Below are 14,670 nucleotides of genomic sequence, written 5' to 3'. Positions count from 1 at the left end.
CTGGCTTTGCGCAGTCTAGCAACGGCCGGGGCACTGCACAGTGCGGGGTTTCCATGAAAAAAGCATGCAGCCCGCGAGGGCATGCATGCTTTTGGGTCAGCGGGCCGCCGGCAAGGCAGCCGGTGCTCAGGCCTGGCTGTTCTTGGCCTTGAAGCTGGCGATGCCGTCCATGATTTCCTTCTTGGCGGCGTCCAGGCCTTCCCAGCCCAGCACCTTGACCCACTTGCCGGCTTCCAGGTCCTTGTAGTGCTCGAAGAAGTGGCTGATGGCCTTCAGGCGCATCGGGTTCACGTCTTCCACCTTCTGCCAGTGGGTGTAGATGGGCAGCACCTTGTCGGTGGGCACGGCCAGCACCTTGCCGTCCACGCCGGCTTCGTCTTCCATCATCAGGATGCCGATGGGGCGGCAGGGCACAACCACGCCTGGGAACAGCGGGTAGGGGGTGATCACCAGCACGTCCACCGGGTCGCCGTCGCCCGACAGCGTCTGCGGCACGTAGCCGTAGTTGGTGGGGTAGTGCATGGCCGTGGTCATGAAGCGGTCCACGAAGATCGCGCCCGATTCCTTGTCCACTTCGTACTTGATCGGGTCGGCGTTCATCGGGATCTCGATGACGACGTTGAAGGAGTCGGGGGCGTTCTTGCCAGGAGGTACGTGGTTCAGGGACATGTCTGTGGAGTGTGGTTTGAAACGATAACCCGCGAGCCCGGTCAGGACCAAGAGGGACCAAGAGCGTCGGGATTAACCCTGATTTTAGGCGCATGCCCCTTTCTGCCCGCTTGCAAACCGGCGTTTGCCTGTAAATTGGGTCCGTTGGCCAATCGACTCCTTGAGAACCTGCTCCCGATTTTGAGCAGATTCTTCCCACAGGAGCACGAGGAAGCAACGCAGCGGAAGCACCACCGACCTGCGTTGTGTTTCCTTCCGTGCAACTGAAAAAACCAAGGAGAAATGCATGGCTGACAACTCAGCGCTGACGTCCCCTCTGATACTGGCAGTGGTTTGCGGATTGATTGCGGTGGCCTACGGCATCTGGGCCCGGGGCTGGATTCTTGCCAAGGATGCGGGCAACGCGCGCATGCAGGAGATTGCCGCCGCCATACAGGCAGGCGCAGCGGCCTACCTGGCACGCCAGTACAAGACCATCGCCATCGTCGGCGTGGTGCTGGCCATTCTCATCGGCGCCTTTCTGGACCTGACCTCCGCGCTCGGCTTCGTGCTGGGGGCCTTTCTCTCGGGCGCCTGCGGTTTCATCGGCATGAACGTTTCGGTGCGCGCCAACGTGCGCACCGCGCAGGCGGCCACGCAAGGCATCGGCCCCGCGCTGGACGTCGCGTTTCGCGGCGGCGCCATCACCGGCATGCTGGTGGTAGGCCTGGGCCTCTTGGGCGTCACGGGCTTTTACTGGGCGCTGTCGCGGGGCATCACCTCGGGGCCCATGCTGGCCGAGGCGCTCAACCCGCTGATCGGCTTTGCCTTCGGCTCCTCGCTGATCTCGATCTTTGCGCGCCTGGGCGGCGGCATTTTCACCAAGGGTGCCGACGTGGGAGCCGACCTGGTGGGCAAGGTGGAGGCCGGCATCCCCGAGGACGACCCGCGCAACCCCGCCGTGATCGCCGACAACGTGGGCGACAACGTGGGTGACTGCGCCGGCATGGCGGCCGACCTGTTCGAGACCTACGCCGTGACGCTGATCGCCACCATGGTGCTCGGCGCGCTGATGGTCGTGGCCGCCCCGGTCAACGCTGCGGTGTACCCGCTGGCGCTGGGCGCCGTGTCCATCGTGGCATCGATCATCGGCTGCTTCTTCGTGAAGGCATCGCCGGGCATGAAGAACGTGATGCCCGCCCTGTACAAGGGCCTGGCGATCGCGGGCATTCTGTCGCTGATCGCGTTCTACTTCGTCACCATGTGGATCATGCCGGACAACGCCATCCGCGCCAGCGGCAGCCAGATGCGCCTGTTCGGCGCCTGCGCCACGGGGCTGGTGCTCACGGCCGCGCTGGTCTGGATCACCGAGTTCTACACCGGCACGCAGTACTCGCCCGTGCAGCACATCGCACAGGCCTCCACCACCGGCCACGGCACCAACATCATCGCCGGCCTGGGGGTCTCGATGCGCTCCACCGCCTGGCCGGTGCTCTTCGTCTGCCTGGCCATCCTGGCGTCCTACCAGCTCGCCGGGCTCTACGGCATTGCCGTGGCGGCCACGTCCATGCTCAGCATGGCGGGCATCGTGGTGGCCCTGGACGCCTACGGCCCTATCACCGACAACGCCGGCGGCATTGCCGAGATGGCCGAGCTGCCCAGCAGCGTGCGCGACGTCACCGACCCGCTGGACGCCGTGGGCAACACCACCAAGGCCGTGACCAAGGGCTATGCCATCGGTTCGGCGGGCCTGGCTGCGCTGGTGCTGTTTGCCGACTACACACACAAGCTGGAAAGCTACGGCAAGGCCATCAGTTTCGACCTGTCGGACCCGCTGGTCATCGTTGGCCTGTTCATCGGCGGGCTGATCCCCTACCTGTTCGGCGCCATGGCCATGGAGGCCGTGGGCCGCGCGGCCGGCGCGGTGGTGGTGGAGGTGCGCCGCCAATTCAGCACCATCCCCGGCATCATGGACGGCACCGGCAAGCCCGAGTACGGCAAGGCCGTGGACATGCTGACCACCGCCGCCATCAAGGAGATGGTGATTCCCAGCCTGCTGCCGGTAGTGGTGCCCATCGTGGTGGGCCTGCTCCTGGGGCCCAAGGCGCTCGGCGGCCTGCTCATGGGCACCATCGTCACCGGGCTGTTCGTCGCCATCTCCATGTGCACGGGCGGCGGCGCCTGGGACAATGCCAAGAAGTACATCGAGGACGGCCACCACGGCGGCAAGGGCAGCGAGGCGCACAAGGCCGCCGTGACCGGCGACACCGTGGGCGACCCCTACAAGGACACGGCCGGCCCGGCCATCAACCCGCTGATCAAGATCATCAACATCGTGGCGCTGCTGATCGTGCCGCTGGTGGTGCGATTCCACGGGAGCTGATACGCTGCGGCATCCGCCATGCAGCCACGGCCCGCTTCGGCGGGCCTTTTCTTTTTCCATGCCATCCCACCGCACTGCCATGCCCATCACCGTGCAATCGCTGGACCATGTGGTCCTGACCGTCGCCAGCATCCCGGCCACCATCGCCTTCTACGAACGCGTGCTGGGCATGGTGGCGCGCGAGTTCAAGCCGGGGCGCTACGCACTGCATTTCGGCCAACAGAAGATCAACCTGCACGAGGTGGGTACCGTGGTGGACCCGAACGTGCGCCATGCCACGGCAGGCTCGGGCGACCTGTGCTTTCTCACGCACACGCCGCTCGACGAAGTCCTTGTGCATCTGGCCGCCGAGGGCGTGGCCGTGGTGCAGGGGCCCGTGGGCGCCACGGGCGCACAGCACCGCCTGCGCTCGGTCTATATCTACGATCCGGACGAGAACCTGGTCGAGATCGCCAACGAGGTCTGAGAAGCGCTCAGAACTCCGCCGAGATCGCCGCGCGCAGCAGCATCGCGGCCGGCTCCACCAGTTCCTGCAGGTCGTTGGCGCGCCCCTGCTCGATGGACTGCAGCACCATCTCGTTGATGCCGCCCACCACGGCCATGGCCATCATGGGCTGGAGCGGGGCCTTGCGCAGGCGCTCGCCCGGGCGGTTGTTCACCACGTCGAGCATCAGGTCGGCCAGTTGCTGGTTGGCGCGGCGGCGCGCTGCCAGCCCCGGCGCGCCCAGGCCCAGCATCTCCACGAAGAGCGTGCGCAGCAGCACCGGGTTGCGCTCGAGCACACCGAAGTAGGCACCCATGGCCTGCTCCACCTGGGCCTGCCAGTCGCTGTGCGGATCAATGGCATTGCGCAGCACCGTAATGGCGTTGCCGCTGGCGACCTCGTACAGCGCGATCAGGCACTCGGCCTTGTCGGCGAAGTTCTCGTAGAAGGTGCGGCGCGAGACGCTGGCCTCGCGCACGATGTCGGCGATGGTGGTGTCGGCATAGCCGCGCACGGCCACGGCGTGCGCCATGCCCTCCAGCAGGCGGGAGCGGTGCACGGTGGATGTGGATGGGCTGGCGGCGGTCGTGGCTTCGGTCATGGCGCGGTGAGACTCCGAGAAGGTACTTGACAGTACCACACTCACCACGCATGATATACAACTGGTACCAAACAGTACCAAAACCTTTCATCCCTTGGAGCCCGCCATGACCGAACTTGTCGTCCGCCGCCTGCTCATCGACCTGGAGGCCCCTTTTGCGCGGCACTGGTGCGGTGGTGACGCCTTTCGCACGGCGCTCTTCAATGCGCTGTCCATGAGCTTCCCCGTGGGCGAGCAGTTCTTCATCGACGCGGTGCGCAATGGCCACAAGGCCCTGCCCGCCGACCGGCAGGCGCTGTACGCCGACGAGGTGCGCGGCTTCATCGGGCAGGAGGCCACGCACCGGCGCATCCACGCGCTGTTCAACGGCCACCTCGACATGCAGGGCCTGGTCAACACCTGGGGCCCGCGCGCGGCCGAGCGCATGAAGCTCTTCGAGGGCGCCGACCCGCGCCACCCGCTGGCCGTGACCGCCGCCAACGAGCACTTCACCGCCTTGCTGGCCGAGTGGCTGCTGGGCCACCCAGAGGTCCTCGCGGGCGCCGACCCGCGCCTTGCCACGATGTGGCAATGGCACTGCGCCGAAGAGGCCGAGCACAAGAGCACGGCTTTCGACATCTACCAGGCGCTGGACGGCGACCATGCCTGGCGCATCACCTGGTTCCGGCGCATCACCCTGGTGTTCCTGGGCGACGTGCTGCGCCAGACCGTGGGCAACCTGCGCCGCGATGGCACGCTGTGGCGCTGGCGCACCTGGGCCAGCGCGGCGCGCACCCTGTTCGGCCAAGGAGGCCTGGTGCGCGAGACCTGGCGTCCCTGGCGCGACTACCTGCGGCGCGATTTCCACCCCAGCCAGCAGGGCAGCGACCTCTCCGAGCGCTGGCTGGCAGACCACCGCGAGGCCTACATCCCCGTGGGCGCACGCTGAGCACGAACACCCCTTAGACCATGACCCAGAGCCCCTCTCACCGGCCGCATGCGGCGGCCGGCCAGCCCCTCCCTTTCCTGCGTATTTCCACACTGCGGGCCGCCGCCCTGCTGGCCGCACTCGCCATGCAGCTGCCGGCCCAGGCCGAACCCATGGCCTTCCAGGCCGCACTGGAGCAGCTCACGGCACGCTCCGACCAGCTCGCCGCATCGCGCAACGCGGTGGAAAGCGCCCAACTGCGCCGCCAGGCCCTGGCACGGCTGGGCGGCCCGGTGGTCTCGCTCAGCGGCGCCGCGTACGCCTACAACGCCAACCTGGACCTGGACCTCAACCCCGTGAACCAGGCCCTGCCCGGCGTGCTGCAGCAGCTGCCGCCGCAACTGGCGGGCTCGCTGGCCCAGTTGCCGCACCTGCCGGCCAGCTACACCTTGAACCGCCACAAGACGGACACCAGCACCTCGGTCTCGGGCATCTGGCCGATCTACATGGGCGGTGCCGGCGATGCCGCGCGCGGGCTGGTGGAGGCGCAGGCCGCCGAGGTACAGGCCGATGCCGACAAGACCGGCCACGAGGTCGCCACCGTGCTGGTGCAGCGCTATTTCGGGGCCCAGCTCGCCGAGCATGCCGCCCGGCTGCGCGAATCGGCCCTGGCCACCATAGAGCAGCACGACGCCGCCGCGCAGAAGATGCTGGACGCCGGCGTGATCGCCCGCGTGGAGCGCCTGCAGGCCCGTGCCGCGCTGGAGGAGGCGCGCCGCAACGCGCGCAAGGCCCGCGACGATGCCGATCTGGCCGCCACCGCCCTGACCCGCACGGTGAAGGCCAGCGAGCGCGTGACCCCCACCAGCCCGCTCTTCGTGCTCGGCCAGCCGGTGGAGCCCCTGCCCCACTTCGTCGATGCCGCGCTACAGCGCCACCCGGGCCTGGCCAAGGTGGCCGCCAAGAAGGGCCAGGCCGAGCAACTGCATGCGGCGCAGGAGGCTTTGCGCAAGCCGCAGGTCTTCGCCTTCGGCCAGCGTCAGCTCAAGAGCGGCAGGGATGCCGACTGGGTGGCCGGCATCGGCGTGCGCTTCACGCTGTGGGACTCCATCGACCGCGATGCGCTGGCCGCGTCGTCCTCGCGCCAGATCGAGCAGGCAGAGCGCAGCGGCGCCCAGGCGCAGAACGACATTGCCCTGCTGGTGGAAAAGCGCTGGCAGGCGCTGGAGCAGGCGCGGCGCGCCTATTTCGGCATGCAGCCAGGACTGGAGGTGGCCGACGAGGTGCTGCGCCTGCGCACCTCGGGCCTGCGGGCAGGCACCAGCACCACGCTGGACCTGATCGACGCCCAGGTCAACCAGGCCAAGGCGCAGACCGAACGGGCCCAGGCCGCCCACGACTACGTGAAGGCCCTGGCCGAGCTGCTCGAAAGCTCCGGCCTCTCCGATGAATTTGGCAAATACATGGCACGTGCCGATGTGAAGGTGGAATGAACATGAGCGACAGCAACAAGAACAACGGCAAGGGCAGCAGGAAAGCTGCGGTGCTGGGCGCCGTGGCCCTGGTGGCCGTGGGCGGCTTCGTCGGTTTCGGGCTGTGGAAGGCCTCGCAGCCGGCACCCGAGGTGTTCCAGGGGCAGATGGAGGCCCGCGAGGCCGACATCGCGCCCAAGGTCACGGCGCGCATCGCGCAGATCCTGGTCAAGGAAGGCGACCAGATCGCCGTGGGCGCCCCGCTGATCCGCATGGACAGCCCTGAGGTGCAGGCCAAGCTGGCGCAAGCCACCGCCGCGCAGGAAGCGGCCCAGGCCGTGGCCGACAAGGCCGCGCACGGCGCCCGCCCGCAGGAGGTGGAGATGGCCCGCCTGGCCTGGCAGCGCGCCGTGACGGCGGCCGACCTGGCCGAATCGTCCTACCGCCGCGTGGACGGCCTGGCCCGCGAAGGCCTGGTGGCCGCACAGAAGCGCGACGAGGCCGAGGCCAACCACAAGGCCGCGCGCGACCAGGCCCTGGCCGCCAAGGCCCAGTACGAGCTGGCCCGTGCCGGCGCCCGGCCCGAGGACCGATCCGCCGCCAGCGCCCAGGCGCGCCAGGTGGCCGGCGTGGTCGCCGAGGTCAAGGCCGCCCAGGCAGAGACCGAGCTCAAGAGCCCCGTGGCAGGCGAAGTGGCCAAGGTGCTGGCCCGCACGGGCGAGCTGTCGCCCCAGGGCGTGGCCGTGGTCACGGTGGTGGACCTGGCCGACCAGTGGGTGGTGCTGAACGTGCGGGAAGACCGCCTGCAGCGCTTTGCCATCGGCCAGGAGTTCGAGGCCACGCTGCCCGCCCTGGGTCGTGCAGGCAGCGCCGGCAAGCCCGTGCGCTTCAAGGTCTACCACACAGCCGCCCTGCCCGACTTCGCCACCTGGCGCGCCACGCGCGCCGGCCAGGGATTCGACGTGCGCACCTTCGAAGTGCGCGCCCGCCCGGCCTCTCCCATCGAAGGCGCCCGCCCCGGCATGACGGTGCTGGTGCAATGAGCTGGCGCGCAACGCCCTGCCCCTTGACCACGCCATGAATCCCCTGGTCCACAGCTTTCGCCGCGAGGCGCGGCGCCTGCTTGCCAGCCCCTGGGACCTGGCCATGGTCACCTGGGTGCCGCTGCTGGCCGTGCTGCTCATGGGCTGGATCTTCTCGGCCGGCCTGCCACGCCACTTGCCCGTGGGCGTGCTGGACGACGACCACTCGGCCCTGTCGCGCCAGGTGGTGCGCATGCTCGACGCCACGCCCGGCCTGCAGGTGGTGCAGCACTACGCCAACTCGGCCGAGGCCGAGCGCGCGCTGCGCAGCGTGGAGGTGTATGCCGTGGTCACCCTCCCGCGCGACTTCGCGCGCACCGTGAAGGAGGGCCGCACGGCCCAGGTCACGCTGCTGCACAACGCGCAGCTGGGCACGCATTCGGGCGTGCTGCAACGCGACGTGCGCGCCGTGGTGGGCACGCTGTCGGCCGGCATCGAGATGGCGGCGCGCAACAAGCGCGGCGAACCGGCGCAAGCCGTGCGCGTGAACATGGAGCCCATCCACACGCAATTGCTGGCGCTGTTCAACGTGTCCACCAACTACGAGCAGTTTCTGGGCGCGGCGCTGATCCCGGCGCTGCTGCACATCCTGGCCATGACGGCCGGCGCCTGGGCCGTGGGCCGCGAGTTGCGCGACCGCACGCTGGGCGAATGGCTGGGTGCGGGCGGTGGGGTGCTGCGCACGGGTGCGGCCCTGGTGGGCAAGCTCGCCCTGCCCTGGGCCTCGCTGACGCTGGTGGCGCTGCTGGCGCTGACGGGCATCACCTGGGGGCGCGGCTGGCACCCGCCGGGCAACCTGGCCTGGGTGGCAGCGGGGCTGGCACTGCTGATGGCCGTGTCGCTGGCCGCTGGTGCGGCGCTGGCAGGCATCACGCGCTCGCTGCGCACGGCCCTCTCGGGCGCGGGCTTCTTCGCGGCACCGGCGTTTGCTTTCAGCGGCGTGGCCTTTCCGCTGGCGGGCATGCCGGCCAGCGCACGCGCGTGGGCCGAGGCCATGCCCTACACCCACTACATCCGCCTGCAAATCGAGCAGTTGCAGATGGGCGCACCGCTGCGCACCAGTGTTTCCACCGTGGCGGCGCTGATGGTGGCCACTGCCGTGCTGCTGCTGGCGTGCACGCTGGCCCTGCAACTGGCACGCAAGAACCCAGAGAGCTGGGGAGCACGGTGATGGACAAACGGTACGAAACCTCTGCCGAATCCTCGACCCTCTGGAGCGCCTGGCTGCAGGCCCTGGCCACCATCAGCCGCGACAAGGGCGTGCTGCTGCTGCTCGTGGCCGCGCCCGTGCTCTATGGCTTCTTCTACCCCTGGTTCTATGCCGACGAGGTGCTCACCCGTGTGCCCGTGGCCGTGGTGGACATGGACCGCAGCAGCCTGTCGCGCCAGATCACGCGCTTTGCCGAGGCCGACCCGCGCATCGAGGTGCGTCTGGTGACCGCCAGCGAGCGCGAGGCGCAGGAAGCGCTGTGGCGCGGCGAGGTGGAAGGCTATGCGCTGATCCCCGCCAACCTCAAGCGCAGCGTGGTGCGCGGCGAGGAGGCCCTGGTTCGCGTCGAAGGCAACGGCGCCTATGCGCTGCTCAACAAGGCCGTGCAGTACGGCTTTGCCGAGGCCGTGGGCACCGTGTCCGCCGGCATCGAGATGCGCAAGCTGCAGGCCGCGGGCCAGAGCGCGCAGCAGGCCGCCGCCAGCCGCAACCCGGTGCAGTTGCAGATGGTGGCGCTGTTCAACCCGACCGAGGGCTATGGCAGCTTCGTCGTGCCCGCCGTGGCCCTGCTGATCCTGCAGCAGACGCTGCTCATGGGCGCGGCCATGCTCACCGGCACCTGGGTGGAGGCCGGCCGGCACCGCGCCCGCGCCCGCACCTGGCTGGGCCGGCTGCTGGCGCTGTGCACGCTGGGCTGGGTCAGCGGCCTGTTCTACTTCGGCTGGATCTTTGTGCTGCACGACTACCCGCGCGGCGGCAACCCGCTGGGGGCGCTGGCGCTGCTGGCCTGCTATGTGCCCGCCATCGCGGCCCTGGGCGCGCTGATCGGCCTGTGGGTGGGCAACCGCGAGCGCGCACTGCAGGTACTGCTGTTCACCACCCTGCCGATCGCCTTCGTGGCCGGCTTCTCGTGGCCCGTGGAGGCCCTGCCCGAGCCGCTGCAGTGGCTGCGCTGGCTGCTGCCCAGCACCTCGGGCGTGCAGGCCTCGCTGCGCCTGAACCAGCTGGGCGCGCCCCTCGCGGCGGCCTTGCCCCAGCTGTGTGCGCTGGTGGCGCTATCTGCAGGGTGCACGGTGGCGCTGCTGGCTTGGACAAGGCCCCGGCCAGTACCCGGCCCTTCTGCCTGAGGAACTTCATCACCCGGGCTGCAACCCCGCGTACCATCACAGGCATTCCGGTACTCCCAGAGAAGATGGCCTTGAAACACTCCGCACCGCCTGACCATGCTCCCCGCGATGGCAACGCCTCGCACTACCAGCGCATCGTCGATGGCGTGCTGGCGGATTCCAGGCACCTGATGGAGCGCGTCGCCGAGGCCACGCGCATGTCCCTGCAACTGCGCCAGGACCAGGCCCGCACGCCGGGCGAGCACCAGGGCATGCTCGAAGCGCAGCAGCAGTTGATGCGGCTCACCTCCGTGATGGGCGAGCGCTATCCTGGCGCGCTGCGCAAGGCACTCGAACAGCAGACCGCTGCGCCGGGGGAGGAAAAACCCTCGCGCTCACTGTTCACCATCCATTTCGACCAGCTCGAACTGATGGACGAGTCGCAGATCACCGAAAGCGTCGAGCGCGCCCGCGCCAGGCAGGTGCTGACTTCTGCCGTGGAGGGGCCGCTGGCCGACCTCGACGCCCTGGTGTGCGCAGCCCAGGGCCTGCCCAGGGTGCAGCCCGAGCACAACCCCCTGCGCCCGGAAGTCTTCCTGCAGGCACTGCAGGCCGTGGTGTCGCAGATGCAGGCCACCGCGCAGGTGCGCAACGACTGGATGGCGCACATGGCCAAGGCCCTGGGCACGGAGCTCAAGGGCCTCTACCTCGCACAGATCGATCTGCTCAAGCAAGGCGGTGTGCGGCCCGTGGGCTACGCCATGCGCCAGGCCGACGGCGAGTATGTGTACGTCGCGCCGGGCAACGGCGCAGCAGCCCCCGGGTTCGGTGACGAAACAGACATGTCCGTACCCGCAGGCTCCGGCGACCCGCTGCTGACGCTCGACCGGCTGCGCCGCCTGCTGCTCGGCGAGTTCAGCGAGCAACCCGCGCCGCAGCAGTCCCCGGCGGCCGCGCCGGACGATGAACCCTTCGCCGAACGTTTTGCACGCGAGTTCGACAGCCCGGTACAGCTTCCGCAGATCGACCCGCCCGCCACGGATTTCGCCATGACCGTGCCCGCCGCCTTCGAGGCGCTGCAGGAGATGAACCAGGTCGGCCAGATGATGGAGCGCCTGGGCAGCCAGCGCGCCCAGCCGGGCGACGGAGCAGGGCAGAGGCGCGCCGCGGGGCTTGGAGACGCCCTGGGCATGGAGGTGGTCGCGCTGATGGTGGACAACATCGCGCGCGACAGCCGGCTGCTGTGGCCTGTGCAGCAGTTCGTGCGCGCCCTGGAACCCGCCCTGATGCAGCTGGCGGTGGCCGACCCCCGATTCTTCAGCAACAAGGAGCACCCCGCGCGCCGCCTGCTGCAGGACATCACCGACCACAGCATGGCCTTCAACGGGGCCGAGGCACCCGGCTTCAAGCGATTCATGCGCTCCCTCATGGACATTGCCGGCCCGCTGGCCTCGGCCACCATCGAAGGGGCAGATGACTTCGAGCAGGTCCGCCAGCAGTTGCACGCGCAATGGGCAGACGGCGAGCAGGTGCGCGAACAGGAGCGCCTGCGCGCCATCGAGGCGCTGGAGCACGCGGAGCAGCGCCACCTACTGGCGGCCAGGTTGTCCGGCGAGATCCGCTTGCTGCCGCAGATCGACAGCATCCCCGGCGAGATTGCCCACTTCCTGCTCGGCCCCTGGGCCCAGGTCATGGCCCAGGCGCGCCTGACCGACAGGACCGGCAGCGCCGACCCGGGCCGCTACCAGGAGCTGGTGGGCGCCCTGGTCTGGAGCGCGCAGCCCGAACTGACCCGCACGAACACCGGTGAGCTCGCGCGCCTGATCCCCCAACTGCTGCCTCGCCTGCGCGAGGGCCTCGCATTGATCGACTACCCTGCTGACAGGACCGAAGCCGTCTTCGCGCAGTTGATGCAATTGCACCAGCAGGCCTTCCAGGGCGGGCCCAAGCCTGCCGCTTCGCCCGCCGAAACGGAGCCTTCGGAACAAGCAACCCCGACCATGGACGAGGAGCCGTGGCTTGCGCCATCGGAAGCCCAGGATTCCGGCTTCATGGGCGACTTGCAGCCGTCCCAGCCCGGGGCCCTGGAGCCCCCGCCCGCACCCACGCCGGTGGATGGGCCCACCCGGCCTGCGCTGGCCGTCGGCAGTTGGGTGAACCTGCTGGTGGCAGGCCAGTGGGAGCGCACCCAGCTGTCCTGGGTCGGCTCGCAGGGCACCTTCTTCCTCTTCACCAACGCCTCCGGGCGCACCCAATCGATGACGCTGCGGCTGCTCGACCGGTGCATCCAGCAAGGCAGCCTGCAGGTGCTCAGCCAGCAGCCCGTGGTGGATGTCGCCCTGGACGCCGTGGCGCAGGCCGCCATGCGCAACAGCGTGGAAAGCAGGTTATGAGCCCGGGGTGTTCTGCCCCGGCCTGCGCAGCACCAGCATGCCGAACAGCGGCGCCATGATGTACATGCTGACCGAGTAGATGGCGGCTGGCAGCGCGAGCTGGAAGTTGTTGAGCACCGACAGCGCGATGAAGATCGCCAGCGTGGAGTTGTGGATGCCGATCTCGAAGCCGATGGCCGTGGCCATGGACTTGTCCATGCCCAGAGCGCGCGGCAGGAAGTAGCCCGCGCAGAGGCTCAGGGCATTGAACAGCAGCACGGCCGGGCCGATGTCGGCAAACGAGGACGACAGCGCCGCCCATTCCTTGGCAATGGCAATCAGCGCGAACGACGCGAGCACCACGGCGCTGAAGAGCTTCATCGGCTTTTCCATGCGCGCGCTGAAGGCCGGGGCGCGCCGGTGCACCCACATGCCCACGACCACAGGGATGAGCACGATCACGATCACCTCCAGCACCTTGCCGAACTGCAGCGGCACCACCTGGCCCGTTTTGGCGAAGGTGGCGATGGCCCAGTTGGTGATGAGCGGCAGGCTCACGATGGACAGCACCGTGTTGATGGCCGTGAGCGAGATGTTCATCGCCACGTTGCCGCCGAACAGGTGGCTGAACAGATTGGCCGACACGCCGCCCGGCGATGCCGCCAGCAGCATCAGCCCCACGGCATACAGCGGCGGCACGCCCAGCAGCACGATGAGGCCGTAGCAGGCCGCCGGCAGCACCAGCACCTGCAGCACCAGGGCCAGCAGCACAGCGCGCGGGTACTGCAGCAGGCGCTTGAAGTCCGCCACGGTGAGCGACAGGCCCAGGCCGAACATGACGAGGCCCAGCGCAATGAACAGCAGCGTGGGCAGGATGGAAATGAAACTCATGGTGCGCTCACGCGGCCAGGGGCTGGCCGCGCTCCTGTGGCAAAGCCCACGGCACCGCCAAGCGGTGCCGTGGGCAAAAGTCGATGAACGAGGAGAGAGGGGGAGATGCGCCGGTTCAGGCCGCTGCAGTCGGGCCCGTGCGCAGGCGCACCGGGCCGCTGCGCTGCTCGATGGCGTGCTGCACTTCCTTGCGCAGGCCCATCAGAAAGCCCAACTCGGCCACCACGAAGAGCGGCCCCACGATCAGGCCTGCCAGGTCGTCCACGAAGGCGGGCTTGCGGCCCTCGTAGTAGTGGCCCACGAACTGGATCACCCAGCCCACGGCGAACAGGCCCAGGCCCGTGGCCAGCCACAGCGTGGTGCCTTGCAGCGCCAGCCATTGGCCGCCGGCCAGCATGGCGGCCTGCAGCGCGGCCATCACCAGGCCAAAGCGCGTATCGAGCCGGAAGTAGAAGACACTGGCCGCGATGGCTGCCACCAGCGCCGGCCCCACAGGCACACCACCCAGCAGCCAGACGGGGCGCGAGAGCAGGATCACCACGGCGAACATGATCATCGGCACCCCCACGAAATGGGTGTGGATGTTGCGCGGGTCGCGGTGGTAGTCGGCGTACTGGGCCAGGTGGTCGATCAGGGTTTTCATGGGTGTCTCCTGGTTGTTGTTGTAAGCAGCATCCATACTCGTGCGGCGCCCGCCCCCCGTCTGTCGGGGAGCCGACACAAACCCAGCCTTACCCGACTGCATGACCGACCCCGCCGCCTACCTTCCCGTGCTCCAGTCCGGCCGCTGGTTTGCCCACCTGCCGCCCGACTTCGCCCAGCCCCTGCTGGCCATGGCCCACCTGCGCCAGCTGGCGCCGGGCGAGGTGCTCTTTCTGCGCGGCGATGCGCCCTGCGGGCTGTATGCCGTGGTGCGCGGCGCGATCAGCATTTCGGGCACGGGCGGGCGGGCCGACGAAGCGCGCGCCGCCATGCTCACGCGGCTGGAGCCCCCGCACTGGTTCGGCGAGATCTCGGTGTTCGACAATTCGGCCCGCACGCACGATGCCCACGCGGCCGAAGCCAGCACCCTGCTGCAGATACCGCACGACCCTCTGCAGGCCTGGCTCACCGCCCACCCTCAGCACTGGCATGCGCTGGCCCTCTTGCTCACCGACAAGCTGCGCACCGCCTTCGTGGCCATCGAAGAACTGGCCCTGCTGCCTGCCGGCCAGCGCCTGGCGCGCCGCCTGGTGATGATGGCCGAGGGCTACGGCCAGTGGACGGCCGAGGGCCAGTCGCGCCGGGTGATCGGCATATCCCAGGAGCAGCTGTCGCTGATGCTGGCCATTTCGCGCCAGACCACCAATCAGATCCTCAAGGACCTGGAGGGCCGCGCCCTGGTGCGCGTGCACCGCGGCGAGGTGGAGATCCTGGACCTGGCGGCCCTGCGCGCCACTTGCTACTGAATCAATAGCGCCCAGCACACACGGGTTATCACCCAAGTGCATTTGGGAGCAAAATACTAAGAACAC

Annotated in this window: 13 protein-coding genes; 9 read left to right on the top strand and 4 right to left on the bottom strand. The window is 68.8% G+C overall.

Annotated elements, in window-relative coordinates; translation table 11 throughout:
* Window positions 1-126 precede the first annotated feature (126 nt).
* Entirely contained in the window at window positions 127-669 is a 543-nt protein-coding gene (gene ppa / locus ACSQ9E_RS05990) for an inorganic diphosphatase (protein WP_305743847.1), read from the bottom strand.
* Window positions 670-955: 286 nt separating this feature from the next.
* On the opposite strand from ppa, the gene ACSQ9E_RS05985 reads away from it, so the two are divergent.
* Both ACSQ9E_RS05985 and ACSQ9E_RS05980 read left to right on the top strand, forming a co-directional pair.
* Complete coding sequence (locus ACSQ9E_RS05985) at window positions 956-3,031, top strand: sodium-translocating pyrophosphatase (protein ID WP_179681242.1); 2,076 nt, start codon at window positions 956-958, stop codon at window positions 3,029-3,031.
* A gap of 58 nt (window positions 3,032-3,089) precedes the next feature.
* Window positions 3,090-3,497, top strand: a complete 408-nt coding sequence (locus tag ACSQ9E_RS05980) for a VOC family protein (protein ID WP_436217163.1) — start codon at window positions 3,090-3,092, stop codon at window positions 3,495-3,497.
* A 7-nt stretch (window positions 3,498-3,504) separates the two neighbouring features.
* Here ACSQ9E_RS05980 and ACSQ9E_RS05975 read toward each other — a convergent pair whose 3' ends face one another.
* The gene (locus ACSQ9E_RS05975; RefSeq protein ID WP_436217162.1) at window positions 3,505-4,116 is read right to left on the bottom strand and encodes a TetR/AcrR family transcriptional regulator; all 612 of its coding nucleotides are present in this window, start codon (window positions 4,114-4,116) and stop codon (window positions 3,505-3,507) included.
* Window positions 4,117-4,222: 106 nt separating this feature from the next.
* On the opposite strand from ACSQ9E_RS05975, the gene ACSQ9E_RS05970 reads away from it, so the two are divergent.
* The 6 genes from ACSQ9E_RS05970 (at window position 4,223) to ACSQ9E_RS05945 (ending at window position 12,286) form a co-directional block, all read left to right on the top strand.
* Entirely contained in the window at window positions 4,223-5,044 is an 822-nt protein-coding gene (locus ACSQ9E_RS05970) for a metal-dependent hydrolase (protein ID WP_436217161.1), read from the top strand.
* 20 nt (window positions 5,045-5,064) lie between these two features.
* Window positions 5,065-6,516, top strand: a complete 1,452-nt coding sequence (locus ACSQ9E_RS05965; protein ID WP_057205765.1) for a TolC family protein — start codon at window positions 5,065-5,067, stop codon at window positions 6,514-6,516.
* A gap of 2 nt (window positions 6,517-6,518) precedes the next feature.
* On the top strand, window positions 6,519-7,538 hold the full coding sequence (locus ACSQ9E_RS05960; protein WP_436217160.1) for an HlyD family secretion protein: 1,020 nt from the start codon (window positions 6,519-6,521) through the stop codon (window positions 7,536-7,538).
* 34 nt (window positions 7,539-7,572) lie between these two features.
* Window positions 7,573-8,748, top strand: coding sequence for an ABC transporter permease (locus tag ACSQ9E_RS05955; protein WP_436217159.1), 1,176 nt, complete (start codon window positions 7,573-7,575; stop codon window positions 8,746-8,748).
* Window positions 8,748-9,914 (top strand): ABC transporter permease, encoded by a 1,167-nt coding sequence (locus ACSQ9E_RS05950; protein WP_436217158.1) that lies wholly within the window; start codon window positions 8,748-8,750, stop codon window positions 9,912-9,914. The genes ACSQ9E_RS05955 and ACSQ9E_RS05950 overlap by 1 nt, the downstream gene beginning before the upstream one ends.
* A gap of 65 nt (window positions 9,915-9,979) precedes the next feature.
* Complete coding sequence (locus tag ACSQ9E_RS05945; protein ID WP_436217157.1) at window positions 9,980-12,286, top strand: DUF1631 family protein; 2,307 nt, start codon at window positions 9,980-9,982, stop codon at window positions 12,284-12,286.
* Here the strand turns inward: ACSQ9E_RS05945 and ACSQ9E_RS05940 are convergent.
* Window positions 12,281-13,156 carry a bile acid:sodium symporter family protein gene (locus ACSQ9E_RS05940; RefSeq protein WP_436217156.1) on the bottom strand — a complete coding sequence of 292 codons (876 nt, stop codon included), beginning with the start codon at window positions 13,154-13,156 and terminating at the stop codon, window positions 12,281-12,283. The genes ACSQ9E_RS05945 and ACSQ9E_RS05940 overlap by 6 nt on opposite strands.
* Before the next feature lie 115 nt (window positions 13,157-13,271).
* Window positions 13,272-13,799 carry a DUF962 domain-containing protein gene (locus ACSQ9E_RS05935; protein ID WP_057205755.1) on the bottom strand — a complete coding sequence of 176 codons (528 nt, stop codon included), beginning with the start codon at window positions 13,797-13,799 and terminating at the stop codon, window positions 13,272-13,274.
* A gap of 100 nt (window positions 13,800-13,899) precedes the next feature.
* On the opposite strand from ACSQ9E_RS05935, the gene ACSQ9E_RS05930 reads away from it, so the two are divergent.
* Entirely contained in the window at window positions 13,900-14,604 is a 705-nt protein-coding gene (locus ACSQ9E_RS05930; RefSeq protein ID WP_057205752.1) for a Crp/Fnr family transcriptional regulator, read from the top strand.
* Window positions 14,605-14,670 lie beyond the last annotated feature (66 nt).

The sequence above is a fragment of the Acidovorax sp. LjRoot118 genome (genome assembly GCF_964253575.1).
Taxonomy (GTDB): Bacteria; Pseudomonadota; Gammaproteobacteria; order Burkholderiales; family Burkholderiaceae_C; genus Acidovorax.
Note: the sequence above shows the minus strand (reverse complement) of the source record. Positions and strands in the feature narration are given on the sequence as shown.

Bases quoted from the DNA above. Each gene is read 5' to 3' on its own strand.
- ACSQ9E_RS05960 (WP_436217160.1), top strand. From the start codon at position 6,519: ATGAGCGACAGCAACAAGAACAACGGCAAGGGCAGCAGGAAAGCTGCG.
- ACSQ9E_RS05935 (WP_057205755.1), bottom strand. From the start codon at position 13,799: ATGAAAACCCTGATCGACCACCTGGCCCAGTACGCCGACTACCACCGC.
- ACSQ9E_RS05940 (WP_436217156.1), bottom strand. From the start codon at position 13,156: ATGAGTTTCATTTCCATCCTGCCCACGCTGCTGTTCATTGCGCTGGGC.
- ACSQ9E_RS05985 (WP_179681242.1), top strand. From the start codon at position 956: ATGGCTGACAACTCAGCGCTGACGTCCCCTCTGATACTGGCAGTGGTT.
- ACSQ9E_RS05980 (WP_436217163.1), top strand. From the start codon at position 3,090: ATGCCATCCCACCGCACTGCCATGCCCATCACCGTGCAATCGCTGGAC.
- ACSQ9E_RS05945 (WP_436217157.1), top strand. From the start codon at position 9,980: ATGGCCTTGAAACACTCCGCACCGCCTGACCATGCTCCCCGCGATGGC.
- ACSQ9E_RS05950 (WP_436217158.1), top strand. From the start codon at position 8,748: ATGGACAAACGGTACGAAACCTCTGCCGAATCCTCGACCCTCTGGAGC.
- ppa (WP_305743847.1), bottom strand. From the start codon at position 669: ATGTCCCTGAACCACGTACCTCCTGGCAAGAACGCCCCCGACTCCTTC.
- ACSQ9E_RS05955 (WP_436217159.1), top strand. From the start codon at position 7,573: ATGAATCCCCTGGTCCACAGCTTTCGCCGCGAGGCGCGGCGCCTGCTT.
- ACSQ9E_RS05970 (WP_436217161.1), top strand. From the start codon at position 4,223: ATGACCGAACTTGTCGTCCGCCGCCTGCTCATCGACCTGGAGGCCCCT.
- ACSQ9E_RS05965 (WP_057205765.1), top strand. From the start codon at position 5,065: ATGACCCAGAGCCCCTCTCACCGGCCGCATGCGGCGGCCGGCCAGCCC.
- ACSQ9E_RS05930 (WP_057205752.1), top strand. From the start codon at position 13,900: ATGACCGACCCCGCCGCCTACCTTCCCGTGCTCCAGTCCGGCCGCTGG.
- ACSQ9E_RS05975 (WP_436217162.1), bottom strand. From the start codon at position 4,116: ATGACCGAAGCCACGACCGCCGCCAGCCCATCCACATCCACCGTGCAC.